The 21,418-nt window shown below is 71.6% G+C and carries 16 protein-coding genes; 9 read left to right on the forward strand and 7 right to left on the reverse strand.

Annotation, left to right across the window (positions count from 1 at the left end; all coding sequences use genetic code 11):
* Positions 1-1,026 (reverse strand): acyltransferase family protein (locus ACLBYE_RS17225; protein WP_447695106.1); only part of this gene is annotated, 1,026 nt, incomplete at its 3' end.
* Positions 1,027-1,416: 390 nt separating this feature from the next.
* Between ACLBYE_RS17225 and ACLBYE_RS17230 the strand changes: the two genes are divergently transcribed.
* From ACLBYE_RS17230 to ACLBYE_RS17265, 8 genes are all read left to right on the forward strand, one after another.
* Positions 1,417-1,665, forward strand: coding sequence for an acyl carrier protein (locus ACLBYE_RS17230; protein ID WP_170855117.1), 249 nt, complete (start codon positions 1,417-1,419; stop codon positions 1,663-1,665).
* Positions 1,662-2,825, forward strand: coding sequence for an acyl-CoA dehydrogenase family protein (locus tag ACLBYE_RS17235; RefSeq protein WP_447695107.1), 1,164 nt, complete (start codon positions 1,662-1,664; stop codon positions 2,823-2,825). Before ACLBYE_RS17230 ends, ACLBYE_RS17235 begins: the two co-directional genes overlap by 4 nt.
* A complete protein-coding gene (locus ACLBYE_RS17240; RefSeq protein ID WP_447695108.1) occupies positions 2,825-3,781 on the forward strand; it encodes an amino acid--[acyl-carrier-protein] ligase in 957 nt (318 codons plus the stop codon). The genes ACLBYE_RS17235 and ACLBYE_RS17240 overlap by 1 nt, the downstream gene beginning before the upstream one ends.
* A gap of 4 nt (positions 3,782-3,785) precedes the next feature.
* Positions 3,786-4,757: a DUF1839 family protein gene (locus ACLBYE_RS17245; RefSeq protein ID WP_447695109.1), complete on the forward strand. Its 972-nt coding sequence runs from the start codon at positions 3,786-3,788 to the stop codon at positions 4,755-4,757.
* 8 nt (positions 4,758-4,765) lie between these two features.
* Positions 4,766-7,201, forward strand: a complete 2,436-nt coding sequence (locus tag ACLBYE_RS17250) for a glycosyl hydrolase 2 galactose-binding domain-containing protein (RefSeq protein ID WP_447695110.1) — start codon at positions 4,766-4,768, stop codon at positions 7,199-7,201.
* On the forward strand, positions 7,191-8,981 hold the full coding sequence (locus ACLBYE_RS17255; RefSeq protein WP_447695111.1) for an alpha/beta fold hydrolase: 1,791 nt from the start codon (positions 7,191-7,193) through the stop codon (positions 8,979-8,981). Before ACLBYE_RS17250 ends, ACLBYE_RS17255 begins: the two co-directional genes overlap by 11 nt.
* A complete protein-coding gene (locus tag ACLBYE_RS17260) occupies positions 8,978-10,261 on the forward strand; it encodes a hypothetical protein (protein WP_447695112.1) in 1,284 nt (427 codons plus the stop codon). The genes ACLBYE_RS17255 and ACLBYE_RS17260 overlap by 4 nt, the downstream gene beginning before the upstream one ends.
* A 65-nt stretch (positions 10,262-10,326) precedes the next feature.
* Positions 10,327-11,151: an alpha/beta hydrolase gene (locus ACLBYE_RS17265; protein WP_447695113.1), complete on the forward strand. Its 825-nt coding sequence runs from the start codon at positions 10,327-10,329 to the stop codon at positions 11,149-11,151.
* Positions 11,152-11,223: 72 nt separating this feature from the next.
* On the opposite strand, the gene cydB is transcribed toward ACLBYE_RS17265, so the two are convergent.
* The 4 genes from cydB to ACLBYE_RS17285 all read right to left on the reverse strand — a co-directional run bounded on the left by cydB (position 11,224) and on the right by ACLBYE_RS17285 (position 16,637).
* The gene (cydB, locus tag ACLBYE_RS17270; protein WP_447695114.1) at positions 11,224-12,237 is read right to left on the reverse strand and encodes a cytochrome d ubiquinol oxidase subunit II; all 1,014 of its coding nucleotides are present in this window, start codon (positions 12,235-12,237) and stop codon (positions 11,224-11,226) included.
* A 5-nt stretch (positions 12,238-12,242) separates the two neighbouring features.
* Complete coding sequence (locus ACLBYE_RS17275; protein WP_447695115.1) at positions 12,243-13,685, reverse strand: cytochrome ubiquinol oxidase subunit I; 1,443 nt, start codon at positions 13,683-13,685, stop codon at positions 12,243-12,245.
* Positions 13,686-13,916: 231 nt separating this feature from the next.
* Positions 13,917-14,867, reverse strand: coding sequence for a substrate-binding domain-containing protein (locus ACLBYE_RS17280; RefSeq protein ID WP_447695116.1), 951 nt, complete (start codon positions 14,865-14,867; stop codon positions 13,917-13,919).
* 36 nt (positions 14,868-14,903) lie between these two features.
* Positions 14,904-16,637, reverse strand: coding sequence for a methyl-accepting chemotaxis protein (locus ACLBYE_RS17285; RefSeq protein ID WP_447695117.1), 1,734 nt, complete (start codon positions 16,635-16,637; stop codon positions 14,904-14,906).
* A 1,292-nt stretch (positions 16,638-17,929) separates the two neighbouring features.
* Between ACLBYE_RS17285 and ACLBYE_RS17290 the strand changes: the two genes are divergently transcribed.
* Positions 17,930-18,649: an HWE histidine kinase domain-containing protein gene (locus tag ACLBYE_RS17290; protein ID WP_447695118.1), complete on the forward strand. Its 720-nt coding sequence runs from the start codon at positions 17,930-17,932 to the stop codon at positions 18,647-18,649.
* A gap of 25 nt (positions 18,650-18,674) precedes the next feature.
* On the opposite strand, the gene ACLBYE_RS17295 is transcribed toward ACLBYE_RS17290, so the two are convergent.
* Complete coding sequence (locus tag ACLBYE_RS17295; protein WP_447695119.1) at positions 18,675-20,159, reverse strand: methyl-accepting chemotaxis protein; 1,485 nt, start codon at positions 20,157-20,159, stop codon at positions 18,675-18,677.
* A 410-nt stretch (positions 20,160-20,569) separates the two neighbouring features.
* Positions 20,570-21,412: a factor-independent urate hydroxylase gene (pucL, locus tag ACLBYE_RS17300; protein WP_447695120.1), complete on the reverse strand. Its 843-nt coding sequence runs from the start codon at positions 21,410-21,412 to the stop codon at positions 20,570-20,572.
* Between the last annotated feature and the right edge of the window lie 6 nt (positions 21,413-21,418).

The following is a 21,418-nucleotide window of genomic DNA, read 5'->3' on the forward strand; positions in this document are numbered from 1 at the left end:
GCCGCGGACCCCCGGCGCCCCCACACACGGGACCAGCAGTCCGCGGGGGGCGCCCCCCGCCGGGAACGCGATCGCGAAGATCAGGGCGGCGCGCGCGAAGCCGGGCGCGACGACGAGCGCCGCGATCTTGGCGGCGCTGTGCAGCAGCAGGTTGTGGACAAGGTAGAAGGAATAGCTGGCATTGCCCTGCGACAGCAGCCAGCGCGACTTCAGGGCGATGCCGCCCCGCTCCAGCAGCAGCATCGCACCGACGATCAGGACGGCGGCGGCCCCCCAGATCAGCGGCCGCGCGAACCCGGACAGCTCGGGGCTGACGCCGAGCGCGTCGGTCACGATCTGGCCGCCGAGGATGAGCAGAAGAGCCGCCGCGACGGCCGCGCACGCCACGCGCCGGACCGGGAAGCCCGCGGACGGCTTCCGAAGCCGCCGGTAGGCGTATCCCAGCCCGATGCCGGCGGCGAACTCGATCAGGATCGGCTTCGTGTAGTACGCCCAGTAGAGTTTCGACGCGGGCAGCAACCCGAGCAGGATCAGCGCCAGGAAGATCGCGGCCGCACCGAGCGCCCGGAAGGCGGGTTTCGGCACCATGAGCAGCCCCGCGAAGACCACGTAGAAGAACATCTCGTAATTGAGTGTCCAGCCCACGGAGTTCAGCGGCTCGACGAAGCCGCCGCGAGAGAACGGCAGGAACAGCAGGGACTGGACGACGTAGTCCGGCCGGATCTCCACGATCCCGATGGGTTTCAGGCCCGTCAGCGCGATCAGCGCCAGGGCGAGCGTGACGAGCCAGTAGACCGGGACAACGCGCGACGCGCGGCGGAGCAGGAACTCGCCCGGGCTCTCGCGGCGTCCGCTCGTGCTCACGAACATGATGAACCCGGAGAGCACGAAGAACACGTCGACCCCGCTCGCGCCGAAGGCGAATAGATCCGGCCTCGGCAGCACGGGGCCGATGTAGAGGCCGAAATGCGTGAGGAAGACGAGGTACGAGGCGACGGCGCGCAGGATTTGAAGGTTGTAGATCATCGCGCGCCGGCTGATCGCTGGGCCCGCCCGGGTCGGGCGACGTCGCGCCCTTATGGCCGAGATGGCCCTGCCGCGTCACGACGAGTCCGGAAACGTCCTAAATGGCCCGCGTCTCGAATTTAAGATCAGGCGGGGCATCTACACGCATGAGTTGCTAAATCCGCGAAATCTCTGGACGGACGATCACGAAAGCAAGAGCTGGAAAGTGATCGTAAAGGTCGCTCCACCCAATGTAGGCCGCCGGCCCCGTCCGGGACCTGTTTGCATGGTGCGCAATCGTGTGTCTCCCGGTACGAGCCGCTATTTACTATTAATCAATAGATAATTTGACGCCGAGCCGATCCGTTCAATAGCGTCGCGATAACTGGAATAAGGAGTTCCGCCTTGAACATCGCTCAAGACATCCGTGAGATTCTCGGGGCGAACGAAGCCTTCGCCGGGAAGGCCGACCAGCTCTCCGAGGATGACAGCCTGTTCGATCTCGGGCTGGACTCGTTCGGTTCCGTACAGCTGATGCTGGGCCTCGAGGAGCGTTTCAGCATCGAGTTCCCGGACGAGCTCCTGAACCGCAAGTCGTTCTCGTCGATCCGCGCGATCCGCGAGGCCGTCTCCACCCTGATCCAGCAGGAAGCCGCATGAGCACGCTCGCCGCGCGGGCCGAGCGGGCCGCGGCGGTGGCGGCGCACCACGCTGACGCCGTCGACCGCGAAGGCCGCTTCCCCGCGGAGGCCGTGGCCGCGATGAGGGCAGAGCGGCTGCTCGGCCTCCAGATCCCGGGCCAGTTCGGCGGGGAGGGGGCGGGACTGACGCAGATCGCCGAGCTGTGCAGCACGCTCGGGCAGGCCTGCAGCGCGGCCGCGATGGTCTTCGCGATGCACCACATCAAGGTCTCCAGCCTCGTGACCCACGGCCTCGACAGCCCGTGGCATGGGCGCCTGATGGAGCGCATCGCGCGCGAGCAGCTGCTGGTCGCCTCCTCGACCACGGAGGCGGGCATCGGCGGGGACCTGCGCAACAGCCTCTGCGCCATTGAGACGACCGGCGAGGTCTTCGCCCTCGGCAAGGACGCGTCGGTGATCTCCTACGGCGCCCACGCCGACCTGATCCTCGCCACGGCCCGGCGCCATCCGGACGCCGCGACGTCCGATCAGGTCCTCGTCGCGCTGATGGCCAACCAGATCTCCCTCGCGCGCACGGGCGACTGGGACACGCTCGGGATGCGCGGGACCTGCAGCGACGGCTTCCGCCTGGAGGCGCGGAACGTCCCGGTCGAGCAGATCCTGCCGAAGCCCTTCGCGGAGATCGCTGCCCAGTCGATGCTGGCTTCCTCGCACCTCCTGTGGAGCAGCGTCTGGTACGGGATCGCGACCTACGCGGTCGACCGCGCCCGCGCCTTCGTGCAGGCCGAGGCGCGGCGCCGGCCCGGGCAGGTCCCACCGACCGCGACGCGCCTCGCCGAGGTCTCCAGCGCGCATCAGGCCATGCGCGGCACCATCGTGTCGGCCCTGCGCCGCTTCGAGGACGCGCACGGGGACGCCGACACGATCGGCTCGGTGGGCTTCTGCGTGATGCTCAACAACCTGAAGATCACCGTCTCCGACATGGCGGTCGACATCGTCCGGCGGGCACTCGCGATTGTCGGCCTCGCCGGCTACCGCAACGACACGCCCTTCAGCCTGGGGCGGCCGCTGCGCGACGTCCTCTCCGCGCCGCTGATGATTGGCAACGACCGCATCCTCGCCAACACCGCCAAGCTCCTGCTCGTGCAGAAGGGCAGCGGCCAGCTCATGAGTGCGTGATGGAATCGATCTCCTCTGCCCCCGGCGACGCGCTGCTCGAGGACGAGCCGGCCGGCGGTCCGACCTTCCTCGACCGCCTGTTCGATCACGGCCTGCTCGTCCGGACCGGCGTCGACGGCCTCTACGGCCGTAGCGGCGGCTTCGAGAGCGTCGTCGACGCCCTCGACCGGATGATCACGCGACTCGGGGCCGCCGAGGTGGCCGAAGTGCTGCGCTTCCCGCCGGCCATGAGCCGCCCGGCCTTCGAGCGCAGCGGCTACCTGAAAGGCTTCCCGAACCTCGCCGGCACCGTCCACAGCTTCTGCGGCGACGCGCGCGGCCACGCCGAGATCCTCGCCTGCCTCGAGGCCGGGACCGAGTGGACCGGGCAGCAGGAGGCCACCGACATCGTGCTGACGCCCGCGGCCTGTTACCCGGTCTACCCGGTCGCCGCCGCGCGGGGCGCGCTGCCGGCCGAGGGCCGGCTGTTCGACCTGCAATCCTACTGCTTCCGGCGCGAGCCCTCGCTCGAGCCGACCCGGATGCAGCTGTTCCGGATGCGCGAGTACGTGCGCATGGGCAGCCCCGAGCAGGTCCTGGCCTTCCGCGAAGCCTGGCTCGAGCGCGGCACGGCCATGATCCGCGCCCTCGGTCTCCCGCTCGCGATCGACGCGGCCAACGACCCGTTCTTCGGCCGCGCCGGCCGGATGCTCGCCAACAACCAGCGGGCGCAGGGGCTGAAGTTCGAATTGAACGTCCCGGTCAACAGCGTGGACAAGCCGACGGCCTGCCTCAGCTTCAACTATCACCAGGATCATTTCGGCAGCACCTGGGATCTGCGCCAGGCCGACGGCGAGGTCGCCCACACGGCCTGTGTCGGTTTCGGCCTGGAGCGGATCACCCTGGCGCTCCTGCGCCACCACGGGCTCGATCTCGCCGCGTGGCCGGCCGCCGTGCGCGCCGAGCTGTGGGGCTGAGGCGGTGACCGCCGCGCTTCGCCTGCCGGAGGGTCTCGGAGCCGCGGGACCCTACGTCCCGCACTCGCTCCACGATTCCGGCCGCGACTGGCCGGAGACGAACTGCTACGTCGACCTCTGGATCGAACTCCTGCACGGACGCGGCCTCGTGCCGGAGGCGATGCTCGGCTTCACCCTGCGGCAGGATTTCGAGGGCGACCAGTTCACCTTCTTCAAGCCGCCGACCGGCGATATCGAGCGCCTCTACGGCCTGGAGGTGCTGGAACTCGCGGTCTACGGCGGGCTCGAGAACCACGCCGTGATCCAGGCCGCGGCCGGCCGGCCGGTGCTGGTCGAGGTCGACGCGATCTACCTGCCGGACACCCAGGGGACCACCTACGGACGCGAGCACGGCAAGACCACGATCGGGATCCTGGCCCTCGATCCGGCCGCGCGGGAACTCGATTACCTGCACAATGCGGGTCGCTTCCGCCTCGCGGGAAAGGATTACGCCGGGATCTTCGGGCCAGCGACGCTGCCGCCCTACGCCGAGTTCGTGAAGACCGTCGCCCCGCCGCTCGGCCCGGCAGATCTGCCGGCGGTCGCGCGCGAACTGCTCGTCCGGCATCGCGCCCGGGCGCCTCGGCGCAACCCCGTCCTGGCGTTCCGCGACACCCTCGCGGCGACGGCCGCGGAGCTGGTCGTCCGGCCGCTCAGCGTGTTCCACGCCTACGCCTTCAACACGACGCGCCAGCTCGGCGGCAATTTCGAGATGCTCGCCAGCCATCTCACGTGGCTCGAGGCCCGGGAAGACGGCGGGTTCGCGCCAGCCGCCACTGCCGCCGCCGACCTGAGCCGCGAGGCCAAGGCCTTCCAGTTCCAGCTCGCCCGCGCGTTCCATCGCCGCTCGGCCGAGGGCCTGGCGCCGCGCCTGGACCGCCTCGCGGCGACCTACGACCGCGTCTTCGCGGATCTCGACCGCGCGCTGGACCGCTGAGAGGCGTCATGGCCCGCATCCGCAGCGCCGACGACCGCGCGCCGGAGGTCCGGTTCGGGCCCTGGCGGCTCGCCGCGACGCCGCCGGGCACCTGCGCGGGCCCCGGCGATCTGGACGGGGTCACCGACTGGATCGCCGCCGAGGTTCCGGGCACCGCCGCCGCCGCCCTTCGAGCGGCCGGACGCTGGAGCGAGGCGGCGCCGGAGCCGATCCACGACCGCGACGTCTGGTATCGGACACGCATCACCGGTTCCGGGCGGGCCCGGCTGCGCTTCTCGGGCCTTGCCACCGTCGCCGAGGTCTGGCTCGACGGCGTCCCGGTCCTGTGCGCCCGCGCGATGTTCGAGGAGCACGTCGTCGACGTGGACCTCGGCGGCGCCTCCGAGCTCGTTCTCTGCTTCCGCGCGCTCCGGGCGGAGCTCGACCGCCCGGCCAAGCGCGGGCGCTGGCGGCCGCGGATGATCACGCCCGGGTCGCTGCGCCACGTGCGCACCAGCGTCCTCGGCTTCATGCCGGGCTGGTGCCCCGCGATCGACCTCGTCGGGCCCTATCGTCCGCTGACCGTCGAGCCGGTCCGCCCTCGCGCCAGCGCCGCGGACGTGCGTACGACCCTCGACCGCGACGTCGGCCGGCTGGCCGTGCGACTGCGGGTCGACGGTCCGGTCGGTACCGTCCTCCTCCGGTGCGGCGGCGGCGAAGCCACGCTCGCGGAGGTCGAGCCGGGCCTGTTCGCGGGCGCGCTGGCGCTGCCCGGCATCGCGCCCTGGTGGCCGCACACCCACGGCGCGCCGAACCTCCATCCGGTCGAGGTCCGCGTCGACGGGGCGCGGGTCGACCTGGGCCGCGTCGGCTTCCGGGCCCTGTCGCTCACGCGGCCGTTCGAGGCGGGGCTCGCGCTGGCCGTGAACGGCGTGCCGGTCTTCTGCCGGGGCGCCGTCTGGACGCCGCCGGACCTCGTCGGGCTAGGTTCGGACGGCACCCGCGCATTGCTCGAACTGGCGCGCGAGGCCGGCATGAACATACTGCGCGTGCCCGGGACGACGCTCTATCCGGCCCCGGACTTCTACGATCTCTGCGACGAGCTCGGCATCCTGGTCTGGCAGGACCTGATGCTCGCCAACTTCGACTACCCGCACGCCGAACCGGCCTTCGCGGCCGCGCTCGACCGCGAGCTGACCGGATTCCTCGACCGCACCCAGACCGCGCCCTCGCTCTGCGTCGTCTGCGGCGGCAGCGAGGTCTGGCAGCAGGCGGCGATGCTCGGGGCGCCGCGGGCCGTCTGGGCCGACGCCTACGGCGCGGAGACGCTGGCGGAGCGGGTGGCAGCGCCGCGGCCCGATCTCGTCGTCGTGCCGAACTCGCCCTCCGGCGGCGACCTGCCGTTCTCGCCGCGCGGGGGTTGCACGCACTATTTCGGCGTTGGCGCCTATCGACGGCCCCTGGAAGATGCCCGCCGGGCCGAGGTCGGCTTCGCCAGCGAGTGCCTCGCTTTCGCCAATCCGCCCGAACCCGGCTCGCCGGGCCCGACCGGACCGGCCGACCCGGTCTGGCAGGCCGGCATCCCGCGGGACCGCGGCGCCGACTGGGATTTTGAGACGGTGCGCGACCACTACGTCGGCGCGCTCTACGGCGTCGATCCGGCGACGCTGCGCGTCGAAGATCCGGACCGCTACCTCGAGCTCGGCCGCGCCGCGGTGGCCGAGGTCATGGAGGCGACCTTCGCCGAGTGGCGCCGGCCGCGCTCGCCGACGGCCGGCGGTCTCGTCCTGATGCTGCGCGACCTCGCGCCCGGCGCCGGCTGGGGGGTGATCGACTGGACGCGGCGCCCGAAATCGGCCTGGTACGCGCTGAGGCGCGCCTTCCGCCCGGTCCAGGTCCTCCTCACCGATGAGGGCCTCGACGGCCTCCACGTCCACGTCCTCAACGAGACGGCGACAGCCCGGGCGCTGACGCTGTCCCTGATCTTCTGCGATGTGGCGGGCCGCGTCGCGGCGCGCGCCGAGCGCGATCTCGTGGCCGGCCCGCGTGCGGCGCTCACGTTCACCTCCGCGACCCTTCTCGGGCGCTTCTTCGACGCCACCGACAGCTACCGGTTCGGGCCCCGGATCCACGATCTCGCCCACGCCCGGCTGACCGACGCCGACGGGCGCGTGATCGCCGAGAGCTTCCACGTCCCGGGCGCGGGGCCGCTCGACCGGTCGCCCGTCGGCCTCCGGGCCGAGGCGGTCGCGACCGAGGCGGGGCCGGGTCTGCGGATCAGCACCGAGCGCTTCGCCCGCGGCGTCCAGGTGCTGGCCCCGGGGGCGCGGCCGGCCGACAGCGGCTTCCACCTCGCCCCGGGCTCGAGCCGGATCATCACCTTCGCGGAGGCCGCCCGGCTCCCGCGCGGGCGCGTGCGGGCCATCAACAGCGGCGACATCGTGGATTTCGGTCATGACGGGTGAAGTCGGGTCCGAGGCCGCGGTGCCGGTGTCGGTGCCGGTGACCTTCGACGGGCTGTTCGGGTGGCTTCATCCGGCGGCCGGGACGCGGGGCGTCGTCCTCTGCGGCGCCTACGGCTTCGAGCAGATGGCCGCGCATCGGCCCTGGCGCTCCCTGGCCGAGGGCCTCGCCGCGGCGGGCTGCCCGACGCTGCGCTTCGACTATCCGGGCGAGGGCGACTCGGCCGATCCCGACGAGGCCCGGGTCGCTGGCTGCGTCGCTGCGGTGCGTGGGGCCATCGCGTACCTGCGCGCGGCGACCGGCGTCGCGGAGATCGTCGTCGTCGGCCTGCGGCTCGGCGCGACCTTCGCGGCTCTGGCCGGCGAGGCGGAGGCCGTCGACCGCCTCGTCCTGCTGGCGCCGGTCACGACCGGGCGCGCGTATCTGCGCGAGATGCGGCTGCGGGCGCAGACGATCGGACGCCTGCCGGACGGGTCCGCCCCGGCGCAGGCCCCGGACAGCCTCACCGTGGGCGGCTTCCGGATGGAGGCGGCGTTCCTCGCCGATCTCGCCGACCTGAACCTCGCGGGGCTCGCGCGGGCGCCGGCCCGCCACGCGCTGCTCCTCGCACCCGAGACCAAGGCGCTGGCCGCGCGCCTCGGCGCTCTCGGCTGCGACGTGGCGACGGGAGCGTTCCCGGGTCTCGCGGCGCTCGTCGCCGATCCGATCTTCTCGGATGTCCCGACCGCGGATTTCGCCCGCGTCATCGGCTTCGCGACCGACGGCATGGCGGCCGCCGGGCCGCGACCCGGCGGCATCGCCACCGACGCGCGCCGGAACGGGCTGACCGGACCGGGCTGGGCGGAGACGCCGGTCCGCTTCGGGCGCGGCCTGATCGGCATCCGCTGCCGGCCCGACCGGGCGGAGGGCGCGGCGCCGACGATCCTGTTCGTCTCGACGGGCATGAGCGTGCATTCCGGATGGGGGCGCCAGACCACGGATCTCGCCCGGCGCCTCGCCGCGGAGGGGATCGCGTCGGTCCGGTTCGACCTGCGCGGCATCGGCGACAGCGACGACCGGCCGGACGGCCGCAAGCCCCTCTTCGCCGCGGACGGCTTCGCCGACGTCACGGCGGCGGTCGACCTGATCGCCGGCGCGGGCGGCCCGATCCTGCTGGTCGGCGGGTGCAGCGGCGCCTACGCGGCCTTTCACGCGCTCTGCCGGGACCGCCGGATCGATGGCGCGCTCCTGCTCAACCTCTACTGCTTCGACTGGGACCCGGATCAGGACCTCGACCAGGTCATCCGGCAGACCTTCGGGAGCGCGTCCACCTACGCGGCCCTGCTCAAGCGGGGCGCGACCTGGCGCCGGCTGATACGCGGCGAGATCCGGATCGCCGCGATCGCCTCGGTCCTCGCCCGGCGCGGCATCGAGGCCGGGATCCGCCGGCTCCGCCGGGCTCTCCGCCCCGGTCCGCTCGGGGGCTCGCCCGCCCGGCGGGTCGCGGCCCTCCGTCGGCGGGACGCGGAGATCCGCCTGCTCTACAGCGCGGGCGATCCGGGCCTCGCGGCCGTCCGCCGCCATCTGGGACGCTCGCCCGGATCGGCCGACCGCCGTGTCGGAGCGCCCGTGACGGTGGTGCCGGGCGTGGACCATAATTTCGGCTCCCGCGCGGCCCAGGCCCGGGTCGCCGAGGCGCTGCATGACCTCCTGCGCGCCGTCCGCCGCGCCCACGCGACGCGCACCGTCGCGGCGAAGGCCGCCGCGCCGGGAAGCGGTCTCACCCTGGCGGGCCGGACGTGACCCGTCTCACGCGCCGGTCGGCCCTTGCCCTGGCAGCGGGCGCCCTCGCGGCCGGTCGGGCCGCCGCGGCCGAGCCGCTGCACCGCTGCGAGGCGCTGATCGACTCGATCGGCGTCAACGTGCATCTCGGCCATCGCGGCACCCCCTACGTCGACCGCTTCGCCGCCTGCGCCGAGGCGCTCGACGAACTCGGGATCCGGCACCTGCGCGACGACATCGTGCTCTTCGGCGACGAGCCGGCCGGGCAGTTCGAGCGCATCGCCGATCTGGCCGACCGGGGCTACCGCTTCAGCCTTATCTTCTACGACGGGCTCACGCCGGGGCCGCGGGTGCCGCCGGAGCGCTTCGCCGAGATCGCCGGCTGGGCCGGCGACGGGCTCATCGTGGCGGAGGGCGGCAACGAGCCGCCGGTCGCGGCGCGGCCGGCCCTCGCGCGGCTCTCGGCCGATCATCAGGCGGCCCTGTTCCGTGCGGTGCGGGCGGATGCTCGGGCCGATGCCGTCCGCGTGGCCGGACCGAGCTACATCCAGGGCAACGTCGCGGCGGCGCAGAACCTCGCGGCGATCGTCGACCTCGCCAACATCCACGCCTATCCCGGGGCCGAGCACCCGGAAACCGACGGCGGCGGCAGCCTCGCGCGCTTCGTCGCGGCCGCGCGCCCGGTCTTCGGCGACGCGCCGGTGATCGCGACCGAGAACGGCTACCACACGGCGCTCGCCACCGGCAGCGCCCACCTGCCGATCTCGCCGGGCCTGCGCGCCCGCTACCTCCCGCGGATGCTGCTCTGGAGCTACCTCCAGGGCGTGCGGCGGACCTACCTGTACGAGCTGATCTCCAGCTTCGATCGCGGCGACGCGGATCCCGAGAGCCGCTTCGGCCTTCTCGCCCACGACGGTCGCCCAACGCCCGCCTTCGCGGCGGTGCGCAATCTCGTCCGGCTGTTCGGAGCCTTAACCGGGGAAATCGCCGCCGTTCCGGCCGACCGCGACGTCACGCTCGGCAGCCCCGTTCCCGATCTCGTCACCGCGCGGTTCGCGCGGCGGGATGGGGCGACCCTCGTCCCGATCTGGCTCGGCCTCGACGGCTGGGACCGGCGCAGCCGGGCCGCCCGGCCGGACCTGCCGGCGCGGACCGCCGAGCTCCGCCTGTCGCGGCAGCCCCGACGGGTGAGGCTCCACCGCTTCGACGACGACGGCGCGGTGAGCGTGGTGGATCTTCCCGCGGACAGGCGGGTGCCGGTCCCGGTGACGGACCGCCTCGGCGTCGTCGAGCTCACCTAGGCCGGCCGCCGACGCGGTCCGTTCCGAATCGCGCCCGAACGCCGACCCTCGCGGAGGCCTGATCCATGCTGAGCTACCTGGGTGACACGATCGTCGGCCTGACGCTCGCGGTCCTGAACGCGCTCGCGCCGCTCGAAGTCCACGTGGACAAGGGCGTCCCCTATGCCGACGGGAGCGCGCACCGGGCCGACATCTACCGGCCGGCCGCCGGGAAGCCGCGTCCGGTCGCCGTGTTCCTGTACGGCGGCGGGTGGCGGACCGGATCGAAGGACGAGGTTGCCTACGTGGGCGCGGCCTTCGCGAGGCGGGGCGTCGTCGCGGTCATCCCCGAGTACCGCCACGTCCCGGCGGCGAGCCTCCAGGACATCCTCGCGGACAACGCCGCCGCCGTCGCCTGGACCCTCGCGCACGCGGCCGAGTACGGCGGCGATCCCGCCCGCGTCACCGTCGTGGGGCATTCCTCGGGGGCCTGGGCCGCCGCGATGCTGGGCCTCGACGCGACATGGCTTCAGCGGGCCGGCTCCAGTCCCGCCAAGCTCGCCGGGATCGTCGGGCTGGCCGGGCCCTACGCGACGTCGGCGCTGACCGATCCGCTGGACCGCCAGGTGTTCGCGGGCAGCGATCCGGCCCTGCAGCCGATCAACCACGCGGCGGATTCCCATCCGGCGATGCTGCTGGCCACCGGCGCGGCGGATCTCGACGTCAACCCCGCCGGAACCCTGGCTCTCGACCGGGAGCTGCGCGGCTTCGACGGCAGGGAGACGATGAAGGTCTACCCGGGTCTCGGGCACGGCCAGATCGTCCACGCGATGAGCTTCCCGTTCAGTCTCCGGTACTCGGTCGCGGACGACGTCGCGCGTTTCGTCAAGGGCGCCCGTGCCGGCCCGTGAGGCCGAGCGCGCGAGGGCAGGGACCGGCGCGGCGCGCCGATCCCTGCGTCCCCGTTCGACGGGCCGCGGTTCTCAGTGATAGCCCGGCGCGCCCGCCGCGACCTTGCCGCGGAACAGCCAGTAGACGTAGCCAGTGTAAGCCAGGATCATCGGGACCAGGATTATCGCGCCGGCCAGCAGAAACGCCTGGCTGCTCGGGTGGGTCGCCGCGTCCCAGATCGTGATCACCGGCGGGACGATCATCGGCCACAGGCTGATCCCGAGCCCGACATACGACATGAGGAACAGGCCCAGGGCGCAGAGGAACGGCGTCACTTCGGCCCGCCGATCGAGCGCGACGAAGAAGCGCCACGCCAGCAGCGCGACCAGGGCCGGTACCGGCGCGGCCAGCGCGAGATTCGGCCAGGACAGCCACCGCGCGCGGAACGCGTCGCTGAGGATCGGCATCGCCGCCGAGACGACGACGATGGCCGCCAGCGTGACGAGGCCGAGCCGGCGCGCGAGCCGGTAGGCCCGGAGCTGGAGCTCGCCCTCCGTCTTCCAGATCAGCCAGCAGGCGCCGAGCAGACCGTAGCCGGCGACCAGCGCGGCCCCGGTCAGCACCGAGAACGGCGTCAGCCAGTCCCACCAGCCTCCGGCGTAGGCGCGGCCCTCGACCCGGATGCCCTGGACCAGGGCCCCGAGGCAGATGCCCTGGCAGAAGGTCGCCACGTAGCTGCCCCACGAGAAGGACCGGTCCCAGGTCCGCTGGCTCGTGGGCGAGGCCGCGCGGAACCGCATCTCGAAGGCGACGCCGCGGAAGACCAGCGCGAGGAGCATCAGGATCAGCGGCATGTAGAGCGCCGGCAGGATCGTGGCGTAGGCCAGCGGGAACACCGCGAACAGCCCGCCGCCGCCGAGGATGAGCCAGGTCTCGTTCCCGTCCCAGACCGGCGCCACGGTGTTGACCATGACGTCCCGGTCCGCCTTGCCGCGCACCGCCGGGAACAGGATGCCGACCCCGAGGTCGAAGCCGTCCATCACCACGTAGAGGAAGACCGCCGTGGCGATGAGGAGCGCCCAGATGAGCGTGAGATCGAGGGGCATCGGGGCTACTCCGCGGGCTGCGCGAGGGGGCGGCCGGCACCCGGATTACCGGCGACGAGGGCGGGGGCGGGCGTGATGCCGGCGGTGCGGATCGGCTGTCCGGGTGGCGGGCCGGGCTCGTGGGCGTGCGGCGCCTGATTGAACAGGTGCAGCAGGTACCAGATGCCCGCGCCGAACACCGCGAGGTAGACCGCCGCGAAGGCCGCCAGCGAGGCGGCGACGGCCGGGGCCGCCACCGGTGACACGCTGTCGACGGTGCGCAGCACGCCGTAGACGGTGAAGGGCTGACGGCCCGCCTCGGTCACCGTCCAGCCGGCCGTGACGGCGATCAGGCCGGACGGTCCCATGCCAACCGCGAAGCGGTGCAGCCAGGGCGTGTCGTAGAGCCGCCCGCGGTGGCGCAGCCACAGCGCGGCGAGACCGAGGGCGATCATCAGCAGGCCGAGGCCGACCATGATCCGGAACGACCAGAACACCAGGGGGAGGTTGGTCGGCCAGAGGTCGCGCGGCATGTCGTCGAGCCCGCGAACCTCGCCGTCGAGATCGTGGGTCAGGTAGAGGCTGGCGAGGCCGGGAATGCCGATCCGGCCCCGCACCGTGCCCGCCTCCGCGTCCGGCCACCCGAACAGGATCGCGGGGGCCCGGCGCTCCGTCCGGAAATGACCCTCCATGGCGGCGACCTTGGCGGGCTGGTGCGCGTAGGAATTGCCGCCGTGCAGGTCGCCGATCACCAGCTGGGCCGGGGCCACCGCGGCGGCCATCCACATGGCCATCGAGAACATCAGCCGGGCCCGGGGGTTCGTCCGGTCCCGCAGCAGGTGCCACGCGCCCACGGCGCCGACGATCATCGCGGTGGTGAGGTAGGCGCCGGTGACCGTGTGGGCGAAGCGGTAGGGGAAGGACGGGTTGAAGACGATCGCCCACCAGTCGGCCGGGTCGAAGCGGCCGTCCGGCCCGATGACGTGGCCGGTGGGCGTCTGCATCCAGGAATTGGCCGACAGGATCCAGAACGCGGAGGTCAGGGTGCCGACGGCGACGAGGCAGGTCGCCAGGAAGTGGAGCCCCTTTCCGACCCGCTCCAGGCCGAACAGCATGACGCCGAGGAAGCCCGCCTCCAGGAAGAAGGCCGTGAGCACCTCGTAGCCGAGAAGCGGCCCGAGCACCGGCGCGGTCCGGTCGGCGAAGACCGACCAGTTCGTGCCGAACTGGTAGCTCATGACCAGCCCGGACACGACGCCCATCGCGAAGGCGACCGCGAAGATGCGGAGCCAGTAGCGGTAGGTGTCCAGATAGACGGCCCTCCCGGTGCGCAGCCAGAAGCCTTCGAGCACGGCGAGGTAGCTCGCGAGCCCGATGGTGAAGGCCGGGAACAGGAAGTGCCAGACGACGGTGAGCGCGAATTGGGCTCGCGCGAGATTGACTGCACTCGGCAGTTCGAGGGCGGACATCGCGGTCTCCAGGGGACGAACGCGGCAGCTCTGCCGTGGCCCGGATCGCGACGCGTTGATTCAGCTCAAGGCCGGCGCCGTGGATCTGAGGGCGTCGGCGCGATGGCGCTGGATCGACGCCCACACCCGCGCCACCCGTGACATCCTGCAGGCAAGCACCTCTGCCGCCTCATGGCGCACTGATGGGCCGAACCGGCGCCGGGACGAATGAGGCTCGCCCGCCGGCGCGGTCTAGCGCGAGAAGTGCGTGGTCGACATGCGGTCCGTGATCAGCTCGGACGCGACCCAGTCGCAGGGCGGAACCGGCTCGCGACGGATCAGCGCCAGGGCGTCGTCGACCGCGCGCCGGCCCTGGACGCCCGCGTCCTGGAAGATCGTCACAGCGAGGCGCAGGTCCTGCATCGCCTGCATGCCCTCGGCGGTGGCATCCACCCCGCCGATGCGGATCCGGCCCGCCGGAATCCCGGCAGCCTCGACCGCCTCGGCGGCGCCGAGCGCCATCTCGTCGCTGGTCGCGGCGATCGCGTCGATGCCGATGCCTCGGGCAAGCCACCCGGCGACGGTGGCCCGCGCCGTCGCGCGGCTGGCATCCGTCGTGGCCTCCGCGACGAGGCGGAGACCCGGGCTCTCCGCCAGCACCTCCCTGGCGCCCCTGCTGCGGAGCCCCGAGACGGGATCGGTGGCGCTACCCGCGAGGATCGCGACGCGCCCGGCCTCACCCGACATCTGGGCGAGCTTGCGCATCTGCAGCCGCCCGGCGACGAGATCGCTCGGCACGACCTGGGTGACGCGTCCGGCAAACCAATCGGTCCGTGCGCCGTGCCCGATGAGGACCAGCGGCACGTCGGCCTCCAGGGCCAGCCGGGTGATCTCCTCGCGCGCCGCGGAGTCGACCGGCACGACCACGAGGGCGTCGGTCTTCTCGGCGATCAGCCGCCGCGCCTGCGCGATCTGCCCGTCGCTCGCACCGTCGGGCGCGTCGGCGAAGCGAGCCGCGACGCCCCGCGCGCGTGCCTGCTCGTCGAGGCCGTCTTGCAGGCGCCGGGCGACGCCCGCCGGTGTCAGGAACGCGATGGTGGTTGCCGAGGCTGGCAGCGCCCATGCCGCGAGGGCGAGGACGAGGGATCCCCTCCGGAGCGACCCGCCGACGGAGCGGCCGCGTACCCAATCGGTCCAGTTCATGGGGCCTGTTCCGTCCCGCTCGCAGCGTGCCCCGCCTCACGCCGCACGGAGGCTCTCCAATAGGCCCGCGAGCGCCTCGCCGAGACGGGCGGCGTCCTGGGTCAGGCTGTCGGCCGCGGTCAGCACGGCCGTCGTCGTCGGCTCGGCCGCCTCGGTAATCTCGGCGACGCCCGCGCCCTCCGCGTCGAAGCGCTCGGTGCCGTCGGTCGCCTCCGCGATGGCCGTCACGATCTCCCGCGCGGTCGCACCCTGCCGCTCCACGGAATCGACGATGGCGTTCGCCGCGCGGCTCACGTCCTCGACCCGCGCCGTGATGCCCGCGATCGCCGACACCGCCGCGTCGGTCGAGCCCCGGATCTCGGAGACGTGCTGGCCGATGATCTCGGTGGCCTCCCTGGTCTGCGCGGCCAGGGCCTTCACTTCGGAAGCGACCACCGCGAAGCCGCGGCCCGCGTCGCCGGCCCGGGCGGCCTCGATCGTGGCGTTGAGGGCCAGCAGGTTCGTCTGTGCGGCGATCTTGGCAATCATGCGGACCGCGTCGCCGATGCGGTCGACGGCGCTGCTCAGCGCCTGAACTCGGGCGGTTGTCCGGGCCGCGTCCGCTGCGGCGCTTCCGGCAAGGGTCGCGGTGGCCTCGGCCTGCGCCCCGACCTCTGCGACCGCCGCGCCGAACGTCTCGGCAGACACGGCGCACTGCCGGACCTTCGATCGCGTCTGCGCGAGCGCGGCGCCCATCGTGGTCGATCGAAGCGCCCGATCGCGGATCGCCCGGCCCACGTCGTCCGCGGTGACGCGCAGCGCCGCGGCGGTCGAAGACACGCCCTCGACGATGCCGCCGATCCTAGTTTCGACCCGCTCGGTCGCGTGTTCGATCACGGTGCGGCGATGCTCGCTCTGAGCGCGCGACCGATCGGCCTCCGCGTCGCGCTGCACGGCCTGCCGCAGCGTTTCCTGAACAGCTCTCGTCGCGGCCGCCATGACTGCGAGTTCGGTGCAGCCCGTTGCCGCCGGGACCGCGACCGTGAGATCGTGGTCGGCCAGTCGCTGCATGGCCGAGGCCAGCGCTGTCATCGGCTGCGCGACGCCGCGCAGGATGGCCTGCACCAGGACCAGGGCAGCCAGCGCAGCGGCGGACAAGCCGGCCACGAGGCTCGGGCGGAGCGTCGAGCCGGCGGCGTCGACAGCTCCGAGTTGCTCGACGACCGCGGCGTCGCGGTCGGTCAGCAGCGCGTCGATATCCCGTGCGACAGCTGCCGCGTCGGCCTGAAGCGCCGTCGTCCGCACCCTGTCGGCGAGATCGCGTTCCCCAGCCCTGTCAAGGGCGGCCGCCTCCGCCTCCACGGCGAGGAAATGCTGCCAGGCGTCCCACAGACCTCGAGCGCGCTCCCGCTCGTCCGCAGTCCTGACGGTCGGCACATAGGTGTTCCAGGCCTTGAGGAATGCCTCGTGCGCCTCGGTTGTCCGGTTGATGTCCTCCCGAGGGCCGGCCTCGGACGATACGGCGCGCGCGGGCCGTTCCACCGCACGGAGCTCCTGCGTCCGCTGATTCATGGTGCCGAGAGCCCGGACAGCCCCGATCTCCTGAGCCAGGGTTCGGGTGGCAGCGTCGATCGCGCCGACCTGCAATAGCAGAACGTAGACAATTCCAAAAGTGAGCGAGATCATCGACCCTGCGAAGACGATCAAGATCGTTCTGAAGCGCCAATTGCAGCGATAGATTGTTCGAATAATGAGTGGAACCACAATCCCGACCCTAGGAAGGATCACCATGGTGCATCTAGTTTACGTACCGGTAAAAATCAATTGCCTTCAATGAGCCAACAAATGCGCTAGATATTTTATAATTTTTCTTCAACTACAAGGAGTCGAGATCACATATTTAAATTGACAAAATTATAATCTACTCAATCAAACAAAAAAAGACCAATACAGGAATGGCGAGTGAGATGGCGATGCAATATTGCAGGGCAAGCTGCTACGCGTCTTATTTTGTCGCTCCCGGAGAGTCGCGCGGCCGCGCTCGTCAGTGAGCATCAGGACCAGCTCGATACAGGCCGAAGCGCGGGCCACGGCGTGCCTCCGGGCGGGCCGCTCGGAGGACGTATCGCGGCCGAGACGATCGCCGAGCGACGCGGCGACAGGGCCCCGGTCAGAGCGGCTTGGCCTGCTGTGCCCGCATCCACAGCAGGCCGGCGATGCCCATCCAGGGACAGACGAAGACGATGAAGGCGACCAGCCCCATGACGACCTCCCGACAGCGTGCGGCGGACCTCAGGAAACGCTCGTGGTTTTTGCCGGATCCCTCTCATCGGACATAACCCGGGCTTGGCGCGCCATGGCGATCAGCTCGGAGGCCGTGAGACCGCGCGGCGGCGGCGGTTCAGGCAGGTCGGCCAGTCCCGGCGACCGCGGTGCCGGCGGAAGGGCAGCCGCGCGCCCGGGCCAGAGCCGCTTCAGCCGTCCTGCCTTCCGCAAGCTTTGTCCCGCCACGCATCCGTCTCCCGCACATCGAGTGCGGCCACGGGTAGGCGACGGCGGCAGGAATGGTTAGCCGAACCGAAACAAGGGTCGGACTCCGGCCCGGCGTGGGGCGTATGCGAGGCCCCCTGGGCGGGCGCGTCCGCCGCCCTACCGCTGGCGTTTTCCGGGTCGCCGGCGGATGGTGCAGGTCGAACCGGGTTCGACGGCGACGCTCGAAGCCTGCCGAAACCGCCATCCGGCATTCGGCCGGCTCGGGATGATCGGGAACGTCGACGCGGCCGGATTGTCGCTCGGGGTGATAAGGCCGAAGCTTTCCGTTCGGCTCGGAGGTGCCTCGTCGAAGATCGGCCTCCGGTCAGATCGTAGCCTCGGACCGGGATGAATGGTCGCGGGGACGGGCTGACAGCATCTCGGAGTTCGATGATCGCTCCGCGGTGGGGCGTGCTCAGGTCAGACGGGCGCGAACCGGCACTTCCCGCCCGGTTCAGCGAAAATCTCCGGTCTGTGATGCTGGCGCAGGTCCGCGATACGTTATGTGAGCTGAACGGAACCTCCCGGCTTTCGGCGCTGAGAGAGCGAACATGGCAGAGCCACAAGCAATGGCCGCGCGCGTCGCGCAGCTCGAAGCGGACAACGCCCGTCTCCGCCGCCTCCTGGACGAGTCCGGCACACCGGACGGTCTGCGTCACGGCTTGCGCGACACGTTGGCGATGCTGCGGGCGGTCCTGCGTCTCTCGGCCGAGACCGCCGAGACCGTCGACGGCTACGCGACGCATCTCGAAGGTCGGCTGGACGCCATCGCGCGCGTGCGGGTCGCGGCCGACACGTTCGGCGAGGTCAGCCTGCACACGCTCATCTCCGACGAGCTGATGATCCACCTGATCCGCGAAGGCGAGCAGGCGACGCTGGCAGGGCCGACCGTGCGCCTCCGGCCGAAGGCCGCGCAGCTGATGGCCCTCGCGGTCCACGAACTCTGCAGCAACGCGATCGAGCACGGCACCTTCGGTCTCTCGAAGGGGGGTGTCGACGTCACCTGGGTCGTCGCCGGCGCCGAAGTCAGCGCGCCCGGCGACCTGACGCTCGTCTGGAAGGAATCGGGCGGTGCGGGCGTCGCGCAGCCGAGCCGGCGCGGCTTCGGCATGCAGGTGCTCACCGAGATGCTGAGCTACGAGCTGCGGGCGACCGTCGCGCTCGCCTTCGAGCCCGACGGCCTGCGCTGCACGGTCGGCTGCCCGCTGATCCCGCGGATCGGGCGCTTGGTCGAGGACGAGCGCGCGGACGAGGGCGGCGATCCGGGCTGACCCGGCGGCGTCCGCCCGGATCGCCTCAGCCGAAAGCCCGCGCGGTCTCCCGGACCTGCCGCGTCGCGCGGTCGGCACGGCCGCTCGCCTGCGCGATCGTGGTCATCCCGCCGGAGATCGCGGAGACGTCCTGTGCGGCGGTCTGCATGGTGCCCGACATCTCGCGCATCACCGCGGATTGCTCCTCCACGGCCGCCGCGATGGTCGACGAGGCAGCGTCCAGGGTCCGGATCGTGCCCTGGATCGTGTCGATGGCGTCGACGGCCTCCCGGGTCGCCGCCTGCGTCGAGGCGATCTGCTGGCGGATTTGTTCCGTCGCGCGCCCCGTCTGCGCGGCCAGGGTCTTCACCTCCGACGCCACCACCGCGAAGCCGCGGCCGGCCTCGCCGGCACGGGCCGCCTCGATGGTGGCGTTCAGTGCGAGCAGGTTGGTCTGCGCGGCGATGCCGGAGATGAGGCTCAGCACCGCGCCGATCTGCGCGGCCTGGTCGCTGAGGCCGGTCACGATCCGGCCGGTGCGCTGCGCCTGCTCCACGGCCTGCCCGGCCATCTCGGCGGCGTGGCTCACCTGCTGGCTGATCTCGTCCACCGAGGCCGACAGCTGCTCCGCGCCGGTAGCCACCGAGCGGATGTCGCCGGACACGCGGTCCACGCGCGTGACCGCCGCGTCGGCCTGGCGGGTCACATCCGCCACGGCGTCGGCGATGGCGTCCAGCTCGGCGCCGATGGCGCGCTGCGCCGCGGCGCGCTGCTGCCGCTCGCGGACCTGGGCGGTGATGTCGGTGGCGAACTTGACGACCCGGACGGGCCGTCCATCCGCGTCCGTGATCGGATTGTAGGTCGCCTGGATCCAGACTTCCCGCCCGGCCTTGCCGGTGCGGCTGAACACGCCGGACTGATACTCCCCGCGCGCCAGGGCGGCCCAGAACATCCGGTAAGCCTCGCTGGCGCGCTCCGCCTCGCCGACGAACAGGCTGTGATGCCGCCCCACGATCTCGTCGAGCCGATAGCCGACCGCGTCGAGGAAATTGGCGTTCGCGGTGAGGATCGTCCCGTCGAGCGCGAAGGCGATCACCGCCTGCGAGCGGTGCAGCGCGCCGATCTGCCCTTCCAGATCGAGGGCGCGGAGCTTCTGGGCTGTGATGTCGGTGGCGAACTTGACGATCTTGACCGGTCTACCGCGCGCGTCGAGCACCGGGTTGTAGGAGGCCTGGATCCAGACCTCCCGCCCGCCCTTGGCGAGCCGCTTGTACTCGGCGCTCGCGAAGGTGCCGCGCCGCAGGTTGTCCCAGAACTGCCGATAGGCCTCGCTCTCCCGCTCGGCCGGCGGGACGAACAGGCTGTGATGCCGGCCGCGGATCTCCTCGAGCGCGTAGCCCATGGCTTCCAGGAAGTTCGGATTGGCGTCGAGGATCGTGCCGTCCAGCGCGAACTCGATGGTGGCGAGGGACCGGCTCAAGGCCGCGAGTTTGGCCGCGTGATCCCGCCCAGCCAGAACGTTCTCGAACATCGATTTCTCCGCATCCTGGGATGAAGGTGCGGCCGAAGCGCGCACCGGGCCGGCCGGATCAAGACTTTCTTGATCGAGATCAATTTTTGGTGTGCCGGGCGACGCCATAAATCTGTCGATGCCCGACTATAGCGAGGTGCTGGATAAGGTTATGCCGTTGCGCGGCCGTTAAAATGGTTCGCTTTGCTCAAGAAAATCGCGGCGAGCGGCTGACTGCGCAGTCCCGCTCCGTGAAAAGTTATGGGACAGCATAGATCAAGGGCGAGACTATCTTGCGTTGTGCGTCGCCCGCGTTCGCCCGCCGCTCGCTAGCCTGCGGTTGTATGATCGCATCGCTGCTCCACCGCCCGCCGATCGGCGCGGCGCGATGACGCGCGGGAATCTGGAAGGCGCGTCGCGGCGCGGATCGATCAGCCCGTCCGGCCGATGGTCGCCTCGATCCGGCCGTAGGGCTCGTCGGTCGGCAGGAAGACAGCGCCCGGGTTGTCGAGGCCGAACGGAGTCAGGTCGATCGGCAGGTAGTGCTTGTTGGGCATGACGAAGCCGATCTCGGACAGCTCCGGGACGGCGGCCAGGGCGGCCTCGCCCATCCGGTACATGCTGTCCTGGATCCCGCGGCTGTAGGTGGTGCCGAAGACGGTCAACAGCGTCGCGAGAATGCGGGCATTGGTGCCGGCGTAATCGTGCGGCGCCGAGGCCCAGGTCCAGGTCGCGTCCATGCTGGTCGCCGCGATGCGGTCGGTCGTGTCGGGCAGGGTCCGGTACTGGTCCGCCACGAACCCCGTCCAGCCCGATTGCGTGGTCTTCATGAAGGTGTAGCCGCGCAATCCGGAGCGCAGGGTCGACCCGGTCCGGTCGGCGGTAAGCCCTACGAAGCTGGCGCCGTTCCCGTCGCGGGTGAAGGTGTGGCCGTGGGGCGCGTCGGCGATCGCGTGGCGCAGCCAGCGCATCTCCTCCGCGTCGATCGTGACGGTCTCGACCTGCGGGTAGGTCTCGAGCAGCACCCGCGCGACCGCGGCGACGAATCCCTCGGCGTCGAGCCCGAGATGCCGCGCCGCCGTCACGTTGACGATGTTCCGGATGCTGTCGGTGGCGATGGAGGCGCGGTTGTCCCCCTCCGTCCAGGCCGCCTCGAAGCGCCCGGTCAGCATCACCGACAGCGTCAGCTCGCGCGGCGTGTGATGGTCGCCGTCGCGGGCGAGGCGCAGCACGCGAACCCGTTCCTTGCCGTACCGCGATGCCGTCAGGGCCATGGGGAT

The sequence above is a fragment of the Methylobacterium sp. A52T genome, from assembly GCF_053346095.1.

Coding starts and splice junctions, on each gene's coding strand:
- ACLBYE_RS17235 (WP_447695107.1), top strand. CDS start 1,662: ATGAGCACGCTCGCCGCGCGGGCCGAGCGGGCCGCGGCGGTGGCGGCG.
- ACLBYE_RS17240 (WP_447695108.1), top strand. CDS start 2,825: ATGGAATCGATCTCCTCTGCCCCCGGCGACGCGCTGCTCGAGGACGAG.
- ACLBYE_RS17250 (WP_447695110.1), top strand. CDS start 4,766: ATGGCCCGCATCCGCAGCGCCGACGACCGCGCGCCGGAGGTCCGGTTC.
- ACLBYE_RS17255 (WP_447695111.1), top strand. CDS start 7,191: ATGACGGGTGAAGTCGGGTCCGAGGCCGCGGTGCCGGTGTCGGTGCCG.
- ACLBYE_RS17265 (WP_447695113.1), top strand. CDS start 10,327: ATGCTGAGCTACCTGGGTGACACGATCGTCGGCCTGACGCTCGCGGTC.
- cydB (WP_447695114.1), bottom strand. CDS start 12,237: ATGCCCCTCGATCTCACGCTCATCTGGGCGCTCCTCATCGCCACGGCG.
- ACLBYE_RS17275 (WP_447695115.1), bottom strand. CDS start 13,685: ATGTCCGCCCTCGAACTGCCGAGTGCAGTCAATCTCGCGCGAGCCCAA.
- ACLBYE_RS17280 (WP_447695116.1), bottom strand. CDS start 14,867: ATGAACTGGACCGATTGGGTACGCGGCCGCTCCGTCGGCGGGTCGCTC.
- ACLBYE_RS17285 (WP_447695117.1), bottom strand. CDS start 16,637: ATGGTGATCCTTCCTAGGGTCGGGATTGTGGTTCCACTCATTATTCGA.
- ACLBYE_RS17290 (WP_447695118.1), top strand. CDS start 17,930: ATGGCAGAGCCACAAGCAATGGCCGCGCGCGTCGCGCAGCTCGAAGCG.
- ACLBYE_RS17295 (WP_447695119.1), bottom strand. CDS start 20,159: ATGTTCGAGAACGTTCTGGCTGGGCGGGATCACGCGGCCAAACTCGCG.
- pucL (WP_447695120.1), bottom strand. CDS start 21,412: ATGGCCCTGACGGCATCGCGGTACGGCAAGGAACGGGTTCGCGTGCTG.